Here is a 17889-nt window from a genome sequence, read left to right on the forward strand (position 1 = left end):
GCCGGGAGCCTAGGAGCGGATCCCCTGCCGCACCGAATCGATGGCCGAGCCAATCGCCTCCGGTGTCAGGCCCTCTGCGCGGCGGACCGATGCGCGGGAGGCGTGAGGCAGGAAACGCCGACCGATCCCCAGATGCCGCAGCCTTCCGCCATACCCCGCCTCGCCGAGGGCGAGGGCGATTTCGCTTCCGACCCCGCCGTCGACAAGGCCGTCCTCGACGGTGACGACGGCGTCGTATGAAAGCAGAGTCTCGACGAGCGCGGGATCGACCGGCAGCGCCCAGCGAGGGTCGAGGACGTCCGCGTCGCCGCGGTCTACCGCTGCCTCGATCGCCGCGGGAACCGCCGCCCCGACCGCGACGACGGCGGTCCTTGCCCCGCCCCTCGAATAGACGAGGTCCGCGCCGTCCACGGCGCCCACGGCTTCGATCGGAGGCGGCGCCTCCCCCTTGGGATAGCGCACGAGCGTCGGCCCCTCGACGTCGAGCGCCTCGCGCAATAGCTCCCTCAGCCGCTCGGCGTCGCGGGGGGCGGCGACCCTCAGGCCGGGGACCATCGCGGCGAGCGAAAGGTCCCACATGCCGTTGTGGGAGGCTCCGTCGTCGCCGGTTATCCCGGCGCGGTCGAGGACCACTGTGACGGGAGCATTGTGAAGGGCCACGTCCATGAGCAGCTGGTCGAAGCCCCGGTTCATGAAGGTCGAATAGAGGGCGACGACTGGATGGCATCCGGCGTACGCCAGGCCGGCTGCCATCGTCAGGGCGTGCTGTTCGGCGATTCCGACGTCGATCACCCTCTCGGGAAAGGCGTCGGCGAAAGCGCCCAGTCCGACTGGCCGCAGCATCGCCGCCGTCACACCCACGACGTCTTCGCGCTCGCGCGCAATCTGCGCGATTTCCTCGGCGAACACGGCGGTCCATCCGAAGCGCGCGGGCTCGATCGGCAGCCCGGTCTCGGGGTGGATGCGCCCCACAGCGTGGAACCGATCGTCGGCATTCTCCTCAGCGGGGCGATACCCCCTGCCCTTTTCGGTTATCGTGTGCACGACGACCGGCCCCCCGAAGTCCTTCGCCAAGGCGAAGGCCTCCTGGAGGTCCTTGAGGTTGTGCCCGTCCACGGGGCCGATGTACTTCAGGCCGAGCGAGTCGAAGATTCCGGCGTCGACGAAGATGTCCTTGACGCCCTTTTTGATCGAATGGAGGGCGCCGTAGGCGGCCCTCCCCGGCACTCCCGCGCCGAATAGATGGCGTTTCGTCCATTTGAGGAAGGCCTCGTAGTTCTTATTGAGGCGGAAGTTGTCCAACCGCCTGACGGGCTCGAACTTGCGGACGATTCCGCCCACCGTCGGCGCGTAGGAGCGGTCGTTGTCGTTGAGGACGACGACGATGGGCCGCTTCGGATCCTCGGCGATGTTGTTGAGGGCCTCCCATGCCATTCCCCCTGTCATCGCTCCGTCGCCTATGACTGCCACGACGCGGCGGTCCTCTCCGCGAAGCTCGAAGGAACGGGCGATCCCGTCGGCCCAGGAGAGCGCGGTGGAGGCGTGCGAGTTTTCGACGACGTCGTGGACCGACTCTTTGCGCGCGGGATACCCCGACAGCCCGCCTTCCTGGCGCAGCGTGGAGAAATCGCGGCGCCCCGTGAGGATCTTGTGCACATAGCTCTGGTGCCCGGTGTCAAAGACGAGGACGTCCGACGGGGAGGAGAAGACCCGGTGGAGGGCTATCGTCAGCTCGACGACGCCGAGGTTGGGGCCCAGATGGCCGCCCGTCTTCGAAACGTTCTCAACGAGGAAGGCCCTGATTTCCTCGGCCAGGCCCTCAAGCCGCTCCGGCGGCAGACCCTTTACGTCGTCAGGTCCGAGTATGCCCTCAATGAGTCCCAAGGCGACCTCCTTTTGCCATCGTCCATTCTAACCGCCCGGTCGGCCGTTGCAGCGCCGCGCCGGCCCTCCGCCCATGTGTGCGAAGGGCCGGCGCGGACGTGACACTGTTTTCGGCGCGACGCGGCCGTCAGAAGGGCGCCCGCCCGGAAAGAGGCGGTCCGGCCGTCTCCCCGTCAGCCAAGCGAATCCAGCACGATGTTCAGGCCCTCGGCCATCGTCGGGTGGGCGATGACTGCGTCGCGCAGTTTGGGCCAGGGAAGGCCGCCCAGCATGGCCGTCTGAACGGCGGCGATGACCTCGCTCGCGCTTTCGGCGACGATCGCGGCGCCGAGGATCTCTTCGGTCTCCGCGTCGACGACGACCTTGTAGAAGCCCTCGACGTGGCCGTGCGTCTTGGCGCGCGGTACCGCCGCCGCGGCGACCTTCGCCACCCGGATGTCTCTTCCGGCCGCGCGGGCCTCGCTCTCGCTCATTCCGACGCGCCCGAGCTCGGGGGTCGCGAAGACCGCCCACGGGATGAGGCGGCCCTCCGTCGAGGCCTCCTTGCCCGCAAAGAGATCGCGCAACACGCGGAAATCGTTCCACGAGGCATGCGTGAATTGGGGCGTTCCGGCGACGTCGCCCGCAGCGTAGACGCCGGGCGCCGTCGTCTCGAGGCGGGAATCGACCTTGACGAAGCCGCGCTCGGTCAGCTCGACCCCAGCCGCTTCCAGGCCCAGGCCCTTCGTGACCGGAGTGCGTCCCAGAGCCACGAGGAGGCGCGTTCCCGCGACCTCGCCGGCAGTCGTGTGGACGACGACCCCCTCGCCGTCAGAGGACACGCGCATCGCGCGCTCGCCGGTGCGCACCGTCACGCCCTGCGCGGCGAGGTTGGCCGCCATCTCTTCGGCGACGTCCGCATCCTCCCTGGCAAGAATGTGCTCCCCGCCCTCGATGAGGGTCACGTTCGCCCCGAAGGCCGCCATCATCGAGGCCATCTCGACGCCGATGACTCCGCCGCCGAGAATGACGAGGCGATCGGGGATCTCGGTCAGGCGAAGGGCGTCCTCGCTCGTCCAGTAGGCGACGTCGCCCAATCCCTCGATAGGAGGAATCGCCGGCGTCGTCCCCGTGTTGATCAGGACCTTCTCGCCCTCGACCACGCGGACCGATCCGTCGGCCAGCGTCGCCTCGACCGTCTTCGGCCCGACGAACTTGGCCGTTCCGAGAACGAAATCCAGCCCGGGCGCGGCGAACATCTTCTTATGCGCCTCGACCATGCCGCCGACCACGCTCTCCTTGCGGGCCCGCAAGGCCTGAAGGTCCACTCTCGCCGAGGCGAGGTCGGCCCCGGGCAGATCGACCCCGTAAGACGCGGCCGTGCGAACCTCGACAAGCCTTCGCGCGCTCGAGACGAGCGTCTTCGTCGGGATGCAGGCGACGTTGATGCACGTCCCGCCGATTTTGTCCCGCTCGACCATGAAGACCTTGTCGCCCATCTTCGCACGAAGCATGGCGAGAGACTTTCCGGCCTTTCCGCCTCCGACGACCACAAGATCGTATTTTTCGGGCGCGCTTGCCATCGTATTCCTCCGTATATTTTGCGTTTATGCGGCATGGGCTCGTTCCCATCCGTTGCATACAACGTGCAGCGCACAGAACGCATTCCGAGACGCGGATCACTCGATTCGCATCACTCTACTACGGTTACGCATTCGAAATGATGTGTGTTCGGGAAAATGTCGACCGCCTCAAAGAAGGTTGCCTTGCGCCCGCATCCCCGCATGACTGCGACGTCGCGCGCCATGGACGCCGGGTCGCAGGAGACGAGGACGATCCTGCCGACCTTCGCCTCGCCGAGCATCGCCGCCAGCTCCGTGCCAAGCCCCGCCCTGGGCGGATCGGCCACGACGACGTCGCCGTTGACCCCCTCCAGCGCGTGGGCGTCGATCCTCGCCGCGCGGGTGCGTGCCCACGGCAGATCCCGAAGGTTCGCCCTCGCATCGTCCACCGCCTCTCGAGTCGCCTCCATCGCGTAGACGGCGCCCGCTTCTCCCGTCGCGACAGCGAGCGGCTGCGTCAGCAGGCCGGCGCCCGAGTAGAGTTCGACGACGCGGTCCCCCGGTTGGACCTTCGCCCCGCGCATGACGAGCTCGATGAGGCTCGCCGCCGCTGCACGGTGGACCTGCCAGAATCCGCCTGCGTGGACCTGGTAGGCGTAGAGCTCGCCGCCGACCACGACGTCCTCGCGGACGACCTCGTCGGCCCGCATGCCCGGCGCCCACCACACATCCCCGCCGACGAACAGGGCGGGGTCCGACCCGGAAGGGGCAAGCGCCTTGACTCGCTCCCCCGGCTTCCACCAAGAACGCCAGCCGCCGAAGAGGTCGAGCTCGCCGATCTCCTCGACGGCCAGAGGAAAGCTCGCCACCCCCATGAGCTCGTGGCTCGAATCCCTGTACATCGCCGGCCGGCCGTCCTCGCCCACGACGAATTCGATCCGGGTGCGAGTGGCCCAGCCGGAGGTCTCGGCGTCGCCGGGAAGGGCGGCGACCCGCGGCGAAAGGCCCTGCTCGGCGAAATGCTCCTGAAGGTCGCGGCCGCCGATTCGGCCGAGGGTCGTTGCAAGGACGTGGCTCTTCCACTCCGCCTGATAGTCGAAGGCGACGTGCCCGAGATCGGCCCCGCCGACGCCGAGCGGCCCGGCCTCCGGCCACACCAAGTCGACCCTGTGCTCGGAGGGGTTCGACAGGACCTCCACGACGTCGCCGCGGATGAGCGTCGAGCGCTGCCCCGTCACCTGAACTCGCACGCGCTCGCCGGGAAGGCCGAAGCGGGCGAAGACGACCCTGCCGTCCTCCGCCCTGCCGACGGCGGACCCGCCGTGGGCGACGTCGGTCAAATCTATGTCGAGCGTTGTCATTCGTCCTCCTCGGTCGGATGGAAAAGATAGGGAACCTCGGCGAGGATCACCCCGGGTTCGTGGCGCAAATCGGCTATGACGCTCGGCATCGACCTTCGCAGAAAATATCCCTCCCAGACGCCCGCCGCTAGGATCCTCTGGTAGAAGACGGCCACGACGTCGCCGGGATGCATCTGGTGCAAAGAGTGGACGTAGTCGACGATGTGCCCGCGCGTGGCCCCCTGCGGCGTGCCGAGAACCGTGAGGTCGACGGGAAGGCCCGCCTCCTTCCAGTCGTCGCGAAGCTGGCGCGTGCGATTCGGATCGAAATCGACCGTCAAGGCGGTCAGGCTCGACAACCTCATGGCCCGAGCGTAGCTCAACGTGCGCAGCGTCGGGTCATCGACCACGCTGACGAGCACGACTCCGTGGATGCGCGTGGGCAGGCGGCGGCCCGCCGAAAGATTCGCCACGGCGAGGGTTCGGGCGACCTTGCCCATGCTCCGGCGCGCCAGGAGCATGATGAGCGCGGGAACCGCCAGGCCGACGAGGGAGACGGCAAGCCATGTGCGTTCGATGAAAACCGTCAGGCCAAGCCCGGCGCCGCACACGCCCGCCATGGCGGCGAAGGCCCATTTCGTCAGACTCGCGCTCCTGCGCTCGGCCCGATCCAGCGACTCCTTGAGTATTCCCACCGAGCGCAGCGTCATCGCCACGCACGTCAAGCCGAATTGCAGGAACGCGCAGACGACGAAGACGGTGGCCCCCGCCAGGCTGGAGACGAGCACCCCCGCGAACCCCGCGGCGAGGACCGCCGTCAGCCCCACGATGACCAGGCGCGGCTTGATCGCGTCGCGAGTGCCGAGGCGGCGCGGGAGGATGCCGTCTGTGGCGAGCTCGCTCAGCAGGAAGGGCAGGCGGGCGTACGCTGCAAGTGCCGCGGAGACGCCGAGCAGGGCGTATCCCGCGGCAACCGCCTTGTAGCCGCCTCCCCCCAAGAGGCCGTGGGCGATCGACAGGCTCGGTATGCCGAGCCGCTGGCCGGGAAGCTCGAAAAGTATGGACAGGTAGAGGGTGACTGCTATGGCGACGGTCGCGCCGCCGAAGCGGGCGGCAAGCCAAGGCGGGCGGACCCTGCGGGTGCGCGCGCCGCCGTGGACGCGCTCGCTCAGGAGCACGAGAAGGCAGGCCGGAAACACGGCGGCCATGACGGCCGTCATGAGCGGATGGGAGACCCCCGGGTTGCGGCCCGACAGGACCGCCTGGCGCCGCGCGGACATGGCGGCGTCGGCCGTGGATCCGTCGCTGAGCTCGACGACAAGGCCCCAGACGAGAACGGTTGCGATCGCGAGGGCACCGAGGGCGGCGGTGACCCAGTACAGCCGCGATTCCCTTCCCCTTCGCAAAAGCACGGGAAGGGCCAGCGCCAGGACGAGCCCGTAGAGAAGGGGCCCGCGCGGCAGCGCCGGGAAGACTTCCACGAGACTCGTCGTTGCGACGCCGACGCCCAGAACGATGACGATGACGTAGCACAGGTAGCGCGCCGAGGCGGCCACCACGCCCATCCCCGGGCCGATGTGGGAGGCCACAATTTGGTAGGAGAGGCGGCGCGGAACGAGGCGCCCCACCCACGTCGCCCCGAGGAAGGCCGCCAGGAGGCTGAGAACCGCCACGGCGGCGGCTGCTGTGATGTCCGCGGAATTCGCCCCCGAGGGGACGGAACGAAGAATGATCTGGGGAACGATGACGGCCGAGAGGACGATCATCGTGGTGTCGGCCGCTGCCGAGCGGGCGGGTATTTCGTTCGTCACAGTGTTCAGGCTACGCCACGTCGCGGTTTGAGGTAGCGTTCTTAGCGTGCACTTTGTCATCATGGGGTGCGGTCGCGTCGGAGCGACGTTGGCCGCGAATCTAACGGAGTACGGCCACTCCGTGGCCGTCATCGACCACAGCCCCGACTCGTTTCGGCGGCTCCCGGAAGGTTTTTCGGGCCAGCGCGTCACGGGGATGGGCTTCGACCGCGAGGCGTTGATCCAGGCCGGCATCGAGGACGCCCACGGCTTCGCCGCCGTCTCCTCGGGCGACAACTCGAACATCATCGCCGCCCGCGTGGTCCGCGAGACCTTCGGGGTGTCCAACGTCGTCACCCGCATATACGATCCGACGCGCGCAGAGGTTTACGAGCGGCTCGGAATCGCCACAGTCTCAACGGTCAAATGGACGGTCGAGCAGGTCTTCCGGCATCTCATCCCGCTGGGGCCGCACTTCGACTGGATCGAAGACGACGCCGGAATCGCGATCGTCGGCATCGACCTCGACCCTTCCTGGTTCGGACGCAGCGTTTCCGATTTGGAGCGCGCGACGAAAGCAAGAGTGACCTATCTCACTCGTTTGGGCAGAGGGACGCTTCCCTCGCCCAGCCTCGTGCTGCAAGACGGCGACGCGCTGCACATGACGGTCGAAACCGATCGGGCCGGCGCCGTCCAAAGAATCGCGAACCATCCAGCCCAGGAGGATCTGTGAAAGTCATCATCGCGGGGGCCGGGTCCGTCGGCAGGTCGATCGCCAAGGAGCTCGTCCAATCCGGCCACGACATCACGATCATCGACCGCCACCCCTCGGCGATGAAAGTCGCCTCCGTCCCCGAGGCCGAGTGGCAGCTCGACGACGCCTGCGAGCTCACGAGCCTCCAGCGGGCGAACCTCGACGAGGCCGACGTCGTCGTGGCGACGACGGGCGACGACAAGGTCAACCTCGTCGTCTCGCTCCTGGCCAAAACCGAATTCGGCGTCGAGAGGGTCATCGCCCGCGTGAACAACCCGAAAAACGAGTGGCTCTTCGACGAGTCGTGGGGAGTGGACGTCGCCGTCTCGACGCCGCGCGTCATAGCGCCATACGTCGAGGACGCGGTCGCCAACGGGCGCCTCGCAACGGTCATGCACTTCCACAGCTCGGGGGCGGCCCTCCTGCAGACGACCCTTCCGCCCAAGGCCCCGATCGTCGGGCTTGCCGTCTCCGACGTCGTCCTCCCGCCCTCGATCGTCCTCAACGCGATCGTCCGGGACGGGGTGCCGTTCACGGCGGAACCCGATCTGACGGTCGAAGCCGGCGACCAGGTGCTTTTCCTGCGCTCGGCCGAGGCGGAAGAAGACCTCGACATCGTGCGCGAGCTCATCGGCGACGACGCCTCGCTCGAATCGATCTAGCAGGCGACCCCGTTTTCCGACGGCGGTTTCGCCTCTCCGGCCGGCTCCGCTTCCGTCCGTCGGCCGCGCTCGCCGACCCGTTCAGCGGTGCTCGCAGCCGTCCGTCATCCGCGCTCGTCTGCTCCGGCGGGGCCCTGCCCCGGCCCGGCCGCCGACGATTCGGCCGCGGGAGGAAGCGCGCGGACCGTCATCCACGTCGCCCAGGCCGCGAGGGCGAAGAGCGGCAGGCCCATGACGAGCTTGCTCACCGCGAGGGCCGTCGTCGCATCCGTCAAGTAGAGAGGCGTCTGAACGAGGAGGCGCAAGGCGAACACCCCGGCCCACAGCCACGTCAAACGGGTGTACGCGCGGCGAGTCGCGAGCCCGTCCTCGTCGTCGGCCCTCCTCCATCGCGTGGCATCCCCGCGCAGGAATCCGAGCACGAGGCCCATCAGCGGCCAACGCACGGCGAGGGAAAGGGCGAGCGCGGCCAGATACCCGGCGTTGAGGAGCAGTCCGACCGTGAAGTAATTGGATGCCTGGCCCGTGCGCAGCGCCCAGAAAGCCGAGACGCCGACGCCGAGGAGGCCGCTGACCGCCGGGGTGACGTCGAGCCTGCCGACAAGGCGGGCTGCCAGGGCGAGGACCGCGGCGGCCACCGGAGCGACCGAGGAGACGACGACGTCTTTGGTCGCTATGTAGACGACGAGGAAGATCGCACCGGGGGCGACGCTTTCGACGACGCCCCGCTTGCCGCCCACGGCCCTCGACAGGTCGAAGTCCTCGCCGACGGCGGCCGCCAGGCCGCCTCTGCGCCTGGCCGACTGCCTTCCGGCGGCCTCCTCCGCACGATCCGGGGCTTGCTCCTCGTCAGCCGCTTGATCTGTCACATCGACCCTCTCGGTCACGTCGTTCCTTTCCGCCGCGTCGATTCTGTTCTGTCGCTGTTCTGCTGGCTTCGTCGATTCCGTCGCCGCAGCGCTCTTTCTGAGCCGCGGGCGCCGCCTGGACTGAGGGCGTCACTCGCTCGGCAGCACCGTGTAAGCCGGGTCGAAGATCGTCGGGACGGCGTCCCGGCCGGAAACGGCCCCGCGCACGGTCAAACGCGAGCCCACCTCAATGCAGCGGACGATGGTCCGCCCCAGGAATGCGAGGACGAACTCCCCCTCCGGAGCCTTGATCCTCGCTCGAAGGACCGGCGAGTTCCCCGCGCCGGGATATGCGATCGACGTGATCTCGCCGGTCACTTCGACTCGGCGAGGGCTCACCTCAGCGGACCTCCGAGATTTCCGGTCCGCGGCGCGGAAGCGAAAGCCTGTCGCGCTGAGGCTCGGAATGCTTGCTGCCCGAACGGGGCACTTCCAGCGGAAGAATGTCGCGCGGCGGATGGGCGGCGACGCCCCTGACCACTACGAGCCTGTCGAGCACGGCGTGGAGCAAGTTGCGCGCCTCGGCGTCGTCGACGGCGGCTCTGCCCGTCAGCGTCGCCCGCAGCAGCCACCGAGGCCCGTCGATTCCCAGGTATCGAACGGGGTTGACCGTCCTCGACCCCTCGACCGGCATCTGCGCGTGGATCTCCCGCCCGTACTCTCCGTCGGCCTCGCGCGAAGACCCTCCCTGCGAGGCAATCGAGGAAATCATGTCGGCGCGCACGTCGTCCCAGAGGTCGCTCGACTTCGGGGCCGCGAAGACCTGAAGCTGAAGGGCGCTCTCGCCCACGATGTATACGGCGCCCAGGACCACTTCGCGGTTGCGCTCGACCGTGAACTGGATCGTTGCGTCCTCAACCGGCGGCAGCCTGAGGGCGCCGCATTCGAGCAGCTCGTCGTCTTCGGGCGCCTCGGCTTCGTCGTAGGGCCCAACGGTCTTCTCGACCTCGGCCTCGGCGACGTCGGCCTCCGCCTCTCGGGCCTTGGCCCTTTTCTTCCCAAATAGTCCCACGTGTCAACCCTTTCAGAATCGCGGTTCGCTCGGTCGGACCATGCGCACCATTTTAGCCCGCGCACTCCGTGCACACGGGCAGTCCGCCTTCTTCGTAGGCAAGCTGTGATCTATGGTGCACCAGGAAACACTGCGAACACGTGAATTCGTCGTCTTGGGCGGGCACGACGCTGATCGAAAGCTCGACGTTCGACAGGTCGGCCCCGGGCAGCTCGAAGCCTTCGGCGGCCTCGACCTCGTCCTCCTCGACCTCCGCCGACTGATGCTCTGAGCGCCGAGCCTTGAGCTGCTCGAGGGAATCCTCGCGGAGTTCTTCGTCCTGCTTGCGCGGTGCGTCGTAATCGGTTGCCATTGTCAGCTCCACTCGTCTTGTCTTGGCGGCATCGTCTGCCGCTGTTTAGGCCGCGGACACCCCGTCCGGCCCCGCGTGCGCCCACAATGTATCAGGTTTTTCGGATTCGTCCAGTCTGTCAATCCACAAGCGAAACGCACAGCAGAGCGCCAAGCGTGACACACCCGGGCGAATCGGCCCATTCCGCCCGTCGTGTGGCAACCTTAAGGTGACTACGATTTCAAGGGGAGACATGAAAAAACTGGAGCTCTTGGGACTCGGGCCCGACGGCGAGACTCTCACGCTCAATGACGCCGAAGGCAATAGGTATATCCTACCCATCACCGACCTGTTGCGCGCAACGCTCAGACGCGATAAGCCCGTCGTCGAGAACCCGTCCGAATCGAAACGGCAGATGACGCCGCGGGAAATCCAGTCCTATATACGCGAGGGGCTGTCCGTCGAGGACGTGTGCGAGCTTTCCGCGCTTCCCGCCTCCCGAGTCAACCCCCTCGCGTTTCCGATCGTCGCGGAACGCGAGTACACCGCCCAGCTTGCCCGGTCCTTCTCAATCGGCCACGACAGCGCCGGCCTGACGCTCGAGGAGCTCGTCGCATCGCGCCTCGTCGGCCGCGGCGTCAATCCAAACGACATCACCTGGGACTCCTTGCGCAAGAACGGCGAGCCTTGGACGCTCGTCGCCGTCTTCGTCACGGGCGACCGCGAGCATCGCGCCACGTGGCACGTCGATCTGGAGCGGCGCCTCCTGGAGGCGCTCGACGACGAAGCCGCCTGGCTCTCGGAGACCCAGCTGCCGGCTTCGACAGGAACTTGGCGGGCCGTGAACACCCCGCCTGCGCCGGTGGATTTAGTTCAGAGCGAAAAAGGACATCGCCGCCACTCGCACAGAGCGGGCGGCGATGACCGAGAAAAGGCAGACGGGGGCGGCGGGAACGCTCCGGCCGAGGCGCCGGCGAACGCGCGAAAGGCGAACGGCGACGCGGACGCGGCAGACGGTCGCGGCAAAGCCGATGAAAAGGGGCGAATCGAAGAGGTTCTCGCCTCCCTCGACACTCAAAGGGGCAGGGTCCGTCCGATGCCGAAGGTCGAGGAAGACCCCGACTACGACGGCGCTCACCCTCCGGCTTCCGCCCCGGAGACGGCCCGCGACGCGACGATTTTGAGCCTGCCCCGCCGTTCGACCGCCGATCGCGAACAAAATTCCGCGGCGAACGAACAACCCAAGCCCAACGAGCGGGCGGGCAGCGGCGCACGCCCGGACCGATGGGGCAATGAACCCCCTCAGAAGGCGAAAGGCAAGCGTTCCCGAGGCAAAGAAGGCAAGGGCGGAAAGGGCGCATCGGCGGAGGCAGACGGCGCGGCCCGCGGCGGGCGCTCTCCCGAGGGAGAGAAGGGAGACTCGAAGGCCGAACAGGCCTCTCCGGACGCCTTCGCCCCGTCCGAACGGCGATCCGATCGCTCGAAAAAACGGCGAGGCTCGCGCCCGTCGATGCCCAGCTGGGACGAAATCGTCTTCGGGAAGAAAGACTAGACGGTTCGAAGAAGGGCTAGACGATTCGCAAAGAACGGCCCGAAAGAAAAGGAACAGTCTGCAAGAACAAGGTTAGGGCTCGCCGAGGGGGAGCTGCTTCGCCGCACGGGCCGCGCTCGCGGTCATTCGCCTCATGTGGTGATATCGGCACAGCACCTCGTAGCCCGCCTTTCCGGCGTCGGTGTCGCCGACGACGACCTGCTCCCCCTCCGTGACCATGGCGCCGTCGACGGTGCGCGCGTTGTGCGTGGCGTGTTTTCCGCACCAGCACAGCGCCCTGACCTGCAAAACCTCCACTCTGTCGGCAAGTTCGATCATGCGCGCGGATCCGGGAAACAGCCTCGTCATAAAATCCGACGTGATTCCGAAGCCGAAGACGTCGATTTCGATCTCGTCCACTATCCTCGCCAGCTGCTCGATCTGGGCCTCGGTGTAGAACTGGACCTCGTCGCAGATGAGAAAATCGACCTCCCGCCCGTCGGTCCGCTCCCTCGCCACGGCCTTCCAGAAATCGGTGCTCTCGTCCACCTCGAAAGCCCGCGACTCCAGGCCGATGCGCGAGGAGAGCCTGCCGGTTCCCGCCCTGTCGTTGCGGCTGTAGAGAAGGCCCCTCATGCCGCGTCGTTCGTGGTTGTACGCCGTCTGCAACGCCAAAGTGGACTTCCCGCAGTCCATCGTCCCCGAAAAGAAGACCAGCTCCGCCATCAGGCGGCTCCAGCAACAAACATCAAATGACCTCCACTGTCAAACGACCTCCGCGATGAGAGGAACGAGCATTTCGACGGACGTGAGGGATCCGTGGACGCCGCGCATCGGCGGGCCCGTGCGCCCCCGAGAGTCGAAGACGGCGCAATCGCCGCGTTGGAAGGAGACGACGTCGCCCATGACGGAGCGGGCGAAATCTCCGACGGGGCCGAAGACTCCCGTTGCAACGGCTTCGTCGGCCGTCAGGACGAGCGCAGACTCGCCGAGCTCCTCCCTCCACCGCGCCACGAGGGCCTCCGGTTCCCGGGTGTACACCTGAACCGCGCGGTCCTCGCCCGCGACGAGGTCCGCCCCCTCGCGCAGCCGGGGAGAATCGGCGAGGTCGATCCTTGTGCCGACGTCGACCATTCCGTGGTCGGCGGTGATGACGATGAGCGTCCCGCGAGGGACGGAGCGGGCCAGGGAGGCGACGGCGGAGTCGAAGCTCTCCAGCTCGGCCACCCATTCACCGGACGTCCACCCCGCGGCGTGGCCCGCATGATCGATTTCGCCCCAGTAGAGGTAGACGCATTCGGCCCCGCGCCGCAAAGCCCTGGCGGCCGCATCGACCCGCTCGTCGAGGGTTTCGGCGGGCACGGCCTCCGCGCCCCGGAGGGCGGCCAACGTCAGTCCCGAGCCGACAAAAGCGGAAGGCTGGACGACGCGGCAGGCCTGCGCGCGCGGACCCAGCCTTTCGAACAGCGTCGGCTGGCTCTGCCACGAAAGCGGGTCGAGCCCGGGGTCGTCCCATTTGATGAGGGAAAACGGCCTGCCGCTGGCCGGGGAACGCAGCGAATACCCCATCATCGCGGTCTTTCCCGGCGGCTCGCCCGTTCCCACCGCGGTTATGGCGGCGGCGGTAGTCGAAGGCGCCACGGTCGCAAGCGGCTCAAAATGGGTCATCGACCGAAGCGTGGGGGCGTGGCCGCCTCTGGCGTCGAGGTTCTCGGCGCCCAGCCCGTCGACCATGACGAAGCAGACGCGGTCGGCCTCGGGCAGCCCGAGCGCCGCTCTGTCGCGTTCGGAATCCGAGGCCGACGTCGCCGTCGCCAAGCCGACGGCGTCCATGGCGGCCGAAAGCGCCGCCCGAAGGCGCCGTTTTCCGGGGACTGGAAAATCATCGGCCAAGGGCCGGGCGGTTTGGCTCACCGGCCCGCCCCGACGAGGATTTCGTGGAGGCGGAGGATGAATTCGGCGCCCTTGGAGAAGACCGCGGCGTCGAGCGACGTGTCGACGAACACGTCGAGGTCCTCGGCCACCGCGTGGGCCATCGAGCCGTGGTCGAGGGTGCAGGACGGGTCCTCGCATCCCGCCGGAAAGCTGTCGATCAGCCAGGACCCTCCCCAGACTGCGTGGACGCCGATGGCCGAAAGCTCGCCCGCATGCGGCCCCTGAAGGCTGCGCCGCCGCAGGAGCTGGACGTCGCGGAGCATCGACAAGGGCAGGGTGCGCACGCTCGTCAACAGTTCGCCTTCCGGCGCGAACTCGTAGGAGACGTCGGAGGAAATCACGTGCAGCGAGGAGTCCGTCACGGCGTAGCATGTGACGGACTCGTAGACGGAGTCGCTGTCGAAAAGGGTTTGGGGACGCACGAAATACGCCAAGATTTCGGGATCGGATTTCAACGCCGCCGCGACGTCTCGAGCCACAGGGGCGTCGCCGTCGTCCAATTCGTTGAGTTCCGATATGAAATCCTCGTAACGATTAGCGTTCACTCGCCGATTGTCTCATTTTGATCGATCCCACGCACGCACGGCCTGCCCGGCGGACCCTCGCGAGGCGGCCGGGCGTCGCCAATATCACCTTGAATGACGGGCGGGAAACCGGGAACAAGGGGAATACTTGTTCGCATGCCAAAGATTAGCGAGCCGTCTGCGGAGAAGGTCATAGACATCGACGTCACGCAGGAGATGCGCACGTCCTTCCTCGAGTATTCGTACTCCGTGATTTACGCGCGGGCCCTCCCCGACGCCAGAGACGGGCTCAAACCCGTTCAACGGCGCATACTCTTCCAAATGGGACAGATGGGGCTTCGCCCCGACCGCGGCCACGTCAAATCCTCCAGGGTCGTGGGGGACGTCATGGGCAGGCTCCATCCGCACGGCGACGTCGCCATCTACGACGCGATGGTCAGGCTGGCCCAGCCGTTCACGCTCAGGCTGCCGATGATCGACGGGCACGGCAATTTCGGTTCGCTCGACGACGGGCCGGCGGCGCCCCGATACACGGAGGTGCGCATGGCGCCCGCTGCCATGGCGATGATTTCCTCGCTCGACGAGGACACCGTCGACATGGCGCCCAATTACGACAACACCCTCGAGCAGCCCGAGGTGCTTCCCGCCGCCATCCCGAACCTCCTGGTCAACGGGTCCTCGGGGATCGCCGTCGGAATGGCGACGAGCATGCCGCCCCACAACCTCGTGGAGGTGATCGCCGCGGCCCGCTGCCTCCTCGCCAATCCCGAGGCGGACCTGGAGGAGATCATGCGGTTCGTGCCCGGGCCCGACCTTCCCGAGGGCGGGAAGATCGTGGGGCTGGAGGGCATCCGCGAGGCCTACGCCTCCGGCCGGGGAATCTTCAAAACCCGCGCCACGGCGCACATCGAGAACGTCACGGCGAGGAAGAAGGGAATCGTCTTCACCGAGCTCCCCTACCTCGTGGGGCCGGAGAAGGTCATCGAGAAGCTCAAGGACGCGATCAACGCCAAGAAGGTCCAGGGCGTGACGGGCATCCAGAATCTGACCGACCGCCATCACGGGATGCGTTTGGTGGTCGAGGTCAAGAACGGCTTCAACCCCGAGGCCGTCCTGCTTCAGCTTTACCGGCACACGCCGCTGGAGGATTCCTTCGGCATCAACAACGTGGCGCTCGTCGGCGGCCAGCCGCAGACCCTCGGGCTGATCGAGCTGCTGCGCGTCTTCCTCGACCACCGCCTCGACGTGACCAGGCGCCGCTCGCGCTTCAGACTCGACAAAGCCTCCCGCGAGCTTCACCTCGTGGACGGCCTGCTGGTGGCAGTCGTCAACATCGACGAGGTCATCGCGCTCATCCGCTCCTCCGACGACGCCGCGACGGCGCGCACGCGCCTCATGCAGGTCTTCGACCTGACCGAGCCCCAAGCCGAGTACATTCTGGAGCTTCGGCTGCGCCGCCTGACGAAGTACTCGGTGATCGAGCTCGAGCAACGCCGAAGCGAACTCCTGGAGGCCATCGCCGACCTCGAGGACGTCCTCAATTCGCCCGAGCGCCTGCGTGACCTCGTCTCGGCCGAGCTGGACGAGGTCGCCCGGGCCCACGGCACCCCCCGCAGGACGGTCCTCCTCGAATCCGACGGCGCCACGGAGGCGGGAAGCTCGGCCGCCCTCCCGCTCGAGGTGGCCGACGACCCCTGCTTCGTCCTTCTGTCGGGAACCGGCCTGGTGGCGCGGACCGCGGATTCCTCGCCGCCGGCCAGGGAGGGCGAGCGCGGGCCTCACGACGCGATCCTCGCGTCCGTCCCAGCCACCGCGCGCGGGCAGATCGGCGTCGTGACGTCGGCGGGCCGGGCGGTTCGGCTCGACGTCCTCGACGTTCCCGTCGCGCCCGACGCCCCCTCCCTCGCCGCCGGAGCGCGGCTGCGCGAGCTTGTCTCCCTCGCCGAGGGCGAGCGCGCCGTCGGCCTCATCGACCTTTCCGAGGCGGCCGCCCCGCCTGTTCTCGCCACCGAGCGCGGCAGGATCAAGAGGGTCGGCGCGGGCCACCCCGGCAAGGATTCGTGGGAGCTCATCGGGCTAGAAAAGGGCGATTCGGTGATCGGGTGCGGGCATTGCGCGGACGCGGACCAGATCGTCCTCGTCTCTTCCGACGCCCATCTGCTTCGCTTCGACGGCTCGTCCGTGCGCCCTCAGGGCCGGACCGGGCGCGGCGTCGCGGGAATCCGCCTGGGAGCAGAGGCGAAGGTCATCGCCCTGGGCGTCGTTCCGGGCGACGACGTCGGCGGAACCCTCGTCGCAACCGTCTCGGGAAGCCGCGACGCGCTCGAGGGAACCGTGGCGGGAAACGCGAAGGTCACGCCGCTCGACCGGTTCCCGGCAAAGGGCCGCGGAACCGGCGGAGTCAGGGCCCAACGGTTCCTGCGCGGCGAGGACTGCCTGCAGCTCGCGGCCGTGGGACAGGCGCCGCTTCACGCCGTCGGCGCGGGCGGCCAGCCGATCGGCCTGCCCGAGACGGACGAAAGGCGGGACGGCTCTGGCCAGCCCCTGGCCGCGCCCGTCGCGGCCATCGGCTGAGTGCGCCCGGTCGCAGTTCAGACCCCGTGCAAACCCCGTGCAGTCAGCGCGCACTCAAGCCAAGGAAGCGCATCCGTGAATCGGGCGCGCCGCCGCGCGCGGAATCGAGCGCGAGAGGCTTTCGATGCGTCGCCCGGAGCGTGGCGCGCCGCCGCGCGCGCGGAATCGAGGCGGCCAACAAGGACGCTCAGAAACGGTTGACGTATACGCGGGTGACGCCCATGCGTTCGAAGCCCCGGTCGAGGAAGGTGCTCAGCAGGTAGTCCCCCTCGGGAACGTCTACGCCTACGTATGAGACGCCGACTTCTTTGACCGCGTCGATCGTTTGGCGGAGCAGCACGGAAACCAGGTTGATCCCCCGATGCTCCTCGCCGAGGACCACTTCGGCTAGGTAGCCCTCGGACCATCCGAGGGCCTCCCATTCTTCGTCGTAGCGTTCGCACACCACATAGGCGGCGACCCTCGGGCGGTCTCCGCGCACGTCGAGCGCGACGAAGCTCCACGTTCGGTCGATGGCTGCGTGTTCGGCCTGCCAATCCCCGCGCGCCGAGGGCTCCCCGCCGGACTTCGTCTGCACGGCGTTGTAGAAGCGCAGGACGTCCTCGTCGAGATCCTCCGTCAGGGGGACGATCTTCATGTGCGGGGGAACGTCGAAACGCGGAAAGCTCGCCACGCTCTTGCGCAATTGCACGTACTCGTGCGAAAGCTCGAAGCCCTCGCGCGCCAAGAGCTCGGCAAGCCCGGCGTTGGCCCCGTCGACGTGGACGATCGCGCTGCTGCCGCCGATGGCGCGCGCGGACTTGACCTGTTCGGCCGCGAGCAGCTTTCCAATCCCCTCGCCGCGGGCGTCCGGGTGGACGCCGCCGAAAAGACGCACTTCGCCCCCGCTGCGCACGATTCGGGCCATCCCGACGGCCAGAAGGCTCGAATCGGAGGCGCGAACGCCGATGGCGCGCCACGCCAAAGCGGGATCGAAGAACCTCTCGATCTCTTCCAAGCTGGTGCGCAGCGGGCTGTCGTCGGCCGCTTCGATGGCGCCGACGACAGCATAGATTTCGCCCGCGTCTGCGGGCCCTAACTCAACCCACCCCATCTTTGGCAAT

At 67.7% G+C, this 17889-nt stretch carries 16 protein-coding genes; 4 read left to right on the forward strand and 12 right to left on the reverse strand.

Annotated features, from left to right (window positions below):
* Window positions 1–9: 9 nt before the first annotated feature.
* The 4 genes from dxs to A4H34_RS08735 all read right to left on the reverse strand — a co-directional run bounded on the left by dxs (window position 10) and on the right by A4H34_RS08735 (window position 6576).
* The gene (dxs, locus tag A4H34_RS08720) at window positions 10–1884 is read right to left on the reverse strand and encodes a 1-deoxy-D-xylulose-5-phosphate synthase (RefSeq protein WP_064231840.1); all 1875 of its coding nucleotides are present in this window, start codon (window positions 1882–1884) and stop codon (window positions 10–12) included.
* A 173-nt stretch (window positions 1885–2057) separates the two neighbouring features.
* Entirely contained in the window at window positions 2058–3446 is a 1389-nt protein-coding gene (locus tag A4H34_RS08725; protein ID WP_064231841.1) for a dihydrolipoyl dehydrogenase family protein, read from the reverse strand.
* A gap of 110 nt (window positions 3447–3556) precedes the next feature.
* Complete coding sequence (locus tag A4H34_RS08730) at window positions 3557–4786, reverse strand: class I SAM-dependent RNA methyltransferase (protein WP_064231842.1); 1230 nt, start codon at window positions 4784–4786, stop codon at window positions 3557–3559.
* Complete coding sequence (locus tag A4H34_RS08735; protein WP_156510308.1) at window positions 4783–6576, reverse strand: APC family permease; 1794 nt, start codon at window positions 6574–6576, stop codon at window positions 4783–4785. Before A4H34_RS08735 ends, A4H34_RS08730 begins: the two co-directional genes overlap by 4 nt.
* Before the next feature lie 61 nt (window positions 6577–6637).
* Between A4H34_RS08735 and A4H34_RS08740 the strand changes: the two genes are divergently transcribed.
* On the forward strand, window positions 6638–7288 hold the full coding sequence (locus tag A4H34_RS08740; protein WP_009199657.1) for a potassium channel family protein: 651 nt from the start codon (window positions 6638–6640) through the stop codon (window positions 7286–7288).
* Window positions 7285–7971: a potassium channel family protein gene (locus A4H34_RS08745; protein WP_009199658.1), complete on the forward strand. Its 687-nt coding sequence runs from the start codon at window positions 7285–7287 to the stop codon at window positions 7969–7971. The genes A4H34_RS08740 and A4H34_RS08745 overlap by 4 nt, the downstream gene beginning before the upstream one ends.
* A gap of 104 nt (window positions 7972–8075) precedes the next feature.
* Here the strand turns inward: A4H34_RS08745 and A4H34_RS08750 are convergent, their stop codons facing one another.
* From A4H34_RS08750 to A4H34_RS08765, 4 genes are all read right to left on the reverse strand, one after another.
* Window positions 8076–8858 (reverse strand): DUF3159 domain-containing protein, encoded by a 783-nt coding sequence (locus A4H34_RS08750; RefSeq protein WP_009199659.1) that lies wholly within the window; start codon window positions 8856–8858, stop codon window positions 8076–8078.
* Window positions 8859–8969: 111 nt separating this feature from the next.
* Window positions 8970–9218 (reverse strand): single stranded DNA-binding domain-containing protein, encoded by a 249-nt coding sequence (locus tag A4H34_RS08755; RefSeq protein ID WP_040323433.1) that lies wholly within the window; start codon window positions 9216–9218, stop codon window positions 8970–8972.
* Window position 9219: 1 nt separating this feature from the next.
* Complete coding sequence (locus A4H34_RS08760; protein ID WP_009199662.1) at window positions 9220–9891, reverse strand: DUF3710 domain-containing protein; 672 nt, start codon at window positions 9889–9891, stop codon at window positions 9220–9222.
* 52 nt (window positions 9892–9943) lie between these two features.
* Window positions 9944–10243: a DUF4193 domain-containing protein gene (locus A4H34_RS08765; protein WP_009199663.1), complete on the reverse strand. Its 300-nt coding sequence runs from the start codon at window positions 10241–10243 to the stop codon at window positions 9944–9946.
* A gap of 232 nt (window positions 10244–10475) precedes the next feature.
* Between A4H34_RS08765 and sepH the strand changes: the two genes are divergently transcribed.
* Window positions 10476–11774, forward strand: a complete 1299-nt coding sequence (sepH, locus tag A4H34_RS08770; RefSeq protein ID WP_064231844.1) for a septation protein SepH — start codon at window positions 10476–10478, stop codon at window positions 11772–11774.
* Window positions 11775–11846: 72 nt separating this feature from the next.
* Here sepH and A4H34_RS08775 read toward each other — a convergent pair whose 3' ends face one another.
* From A4H34_RS08775 to A4H34_RS08785, 3 genes are read right to left on the reverse strand one after another with little or no spacing between them, the layout of a single operon-like run.
* Window positions 11847–12479 (reverse strand): thymidine kinase, encoded by a 633-nt coding sequence (locus A4H34_RS08775; RefSeq protein ID WP_064231845.1) that lies wholly within the window; start codon window positions 12477–12479, stop codon window positions 11847–11849.
* Window positions 12480–12518: 39 nt separating this feature from the next.
* Window positions 12519–13667 (reverse strand): alkaline phosphatase family protein, encoded by a 1149-nt coding sequence (locus A4H34_RS08780; RefSeq protein WP_231871013.1) that lies wholly within the window; start codon window positions 13665–13667, stop codon window positions 12519–12521.
* Window positions 13664–14233 carry a DUF5998 family protein gene (locus tag A4H34_RS08785; protein WP_064231846.1) on the reverse strand — a complete coding sequence of 190 codons (570 nt, stop codon included), beginning with the start codon at window positions 14231–14233 and terminating at the stop codon, window positions 13664–13666. Before A4H34_RS08785 ends, A4H34_RS08780 begins: the two co-directional genes overlap by 4 nt.
* A gap of 135 nt (window positions 14234–14368) precedes the next feature.
* Here A4H34_RS08785 and A4H34_RS08790 point away from each other — a divergent pair, with 135 nt between their 5' ends.
* On the forward strand, window positions 14369–16786 hold the full coding sequence (locus A4H34_RS08790; RefSeq protein ID WP_064231847.1) for a DNA gyrase/topoisomerase IV subunit A: 2418 nt from the start codon (window positions 14369–14371) through the stop codon (window positions 16784–16786).
* Between the two features lie 187 nt (window positions 16787–16973).
* Here the strand turns inward: A4H34_RS08790 and A4H34_RS08795 are convergent, their stop codons facing one another.
* Window positions 16974–17879, reverse strand: coding sequence for a GNAT family N-acetyltransferase (locus A4H34_RS08795; protein ID WP_064231848.1), 906 nt, complete (start codon window positions 17877–17879; stop codon window positions 16974–16976).
* Between the last annotated feature and the right edge of the window lie 10 nt (window positions 17880–17889).

It is taken from the genome of Peptidiphaga gingivicola, from assembly GCF_001652275.1.
GTDB classification, from domain to species: domain Bacteria; phylum Actinomycetota; class Actinomycetes; order Actinomycetales; family Actinomycetaceae; genus Peptidiphaga; species Peptidiphaga gingivicola.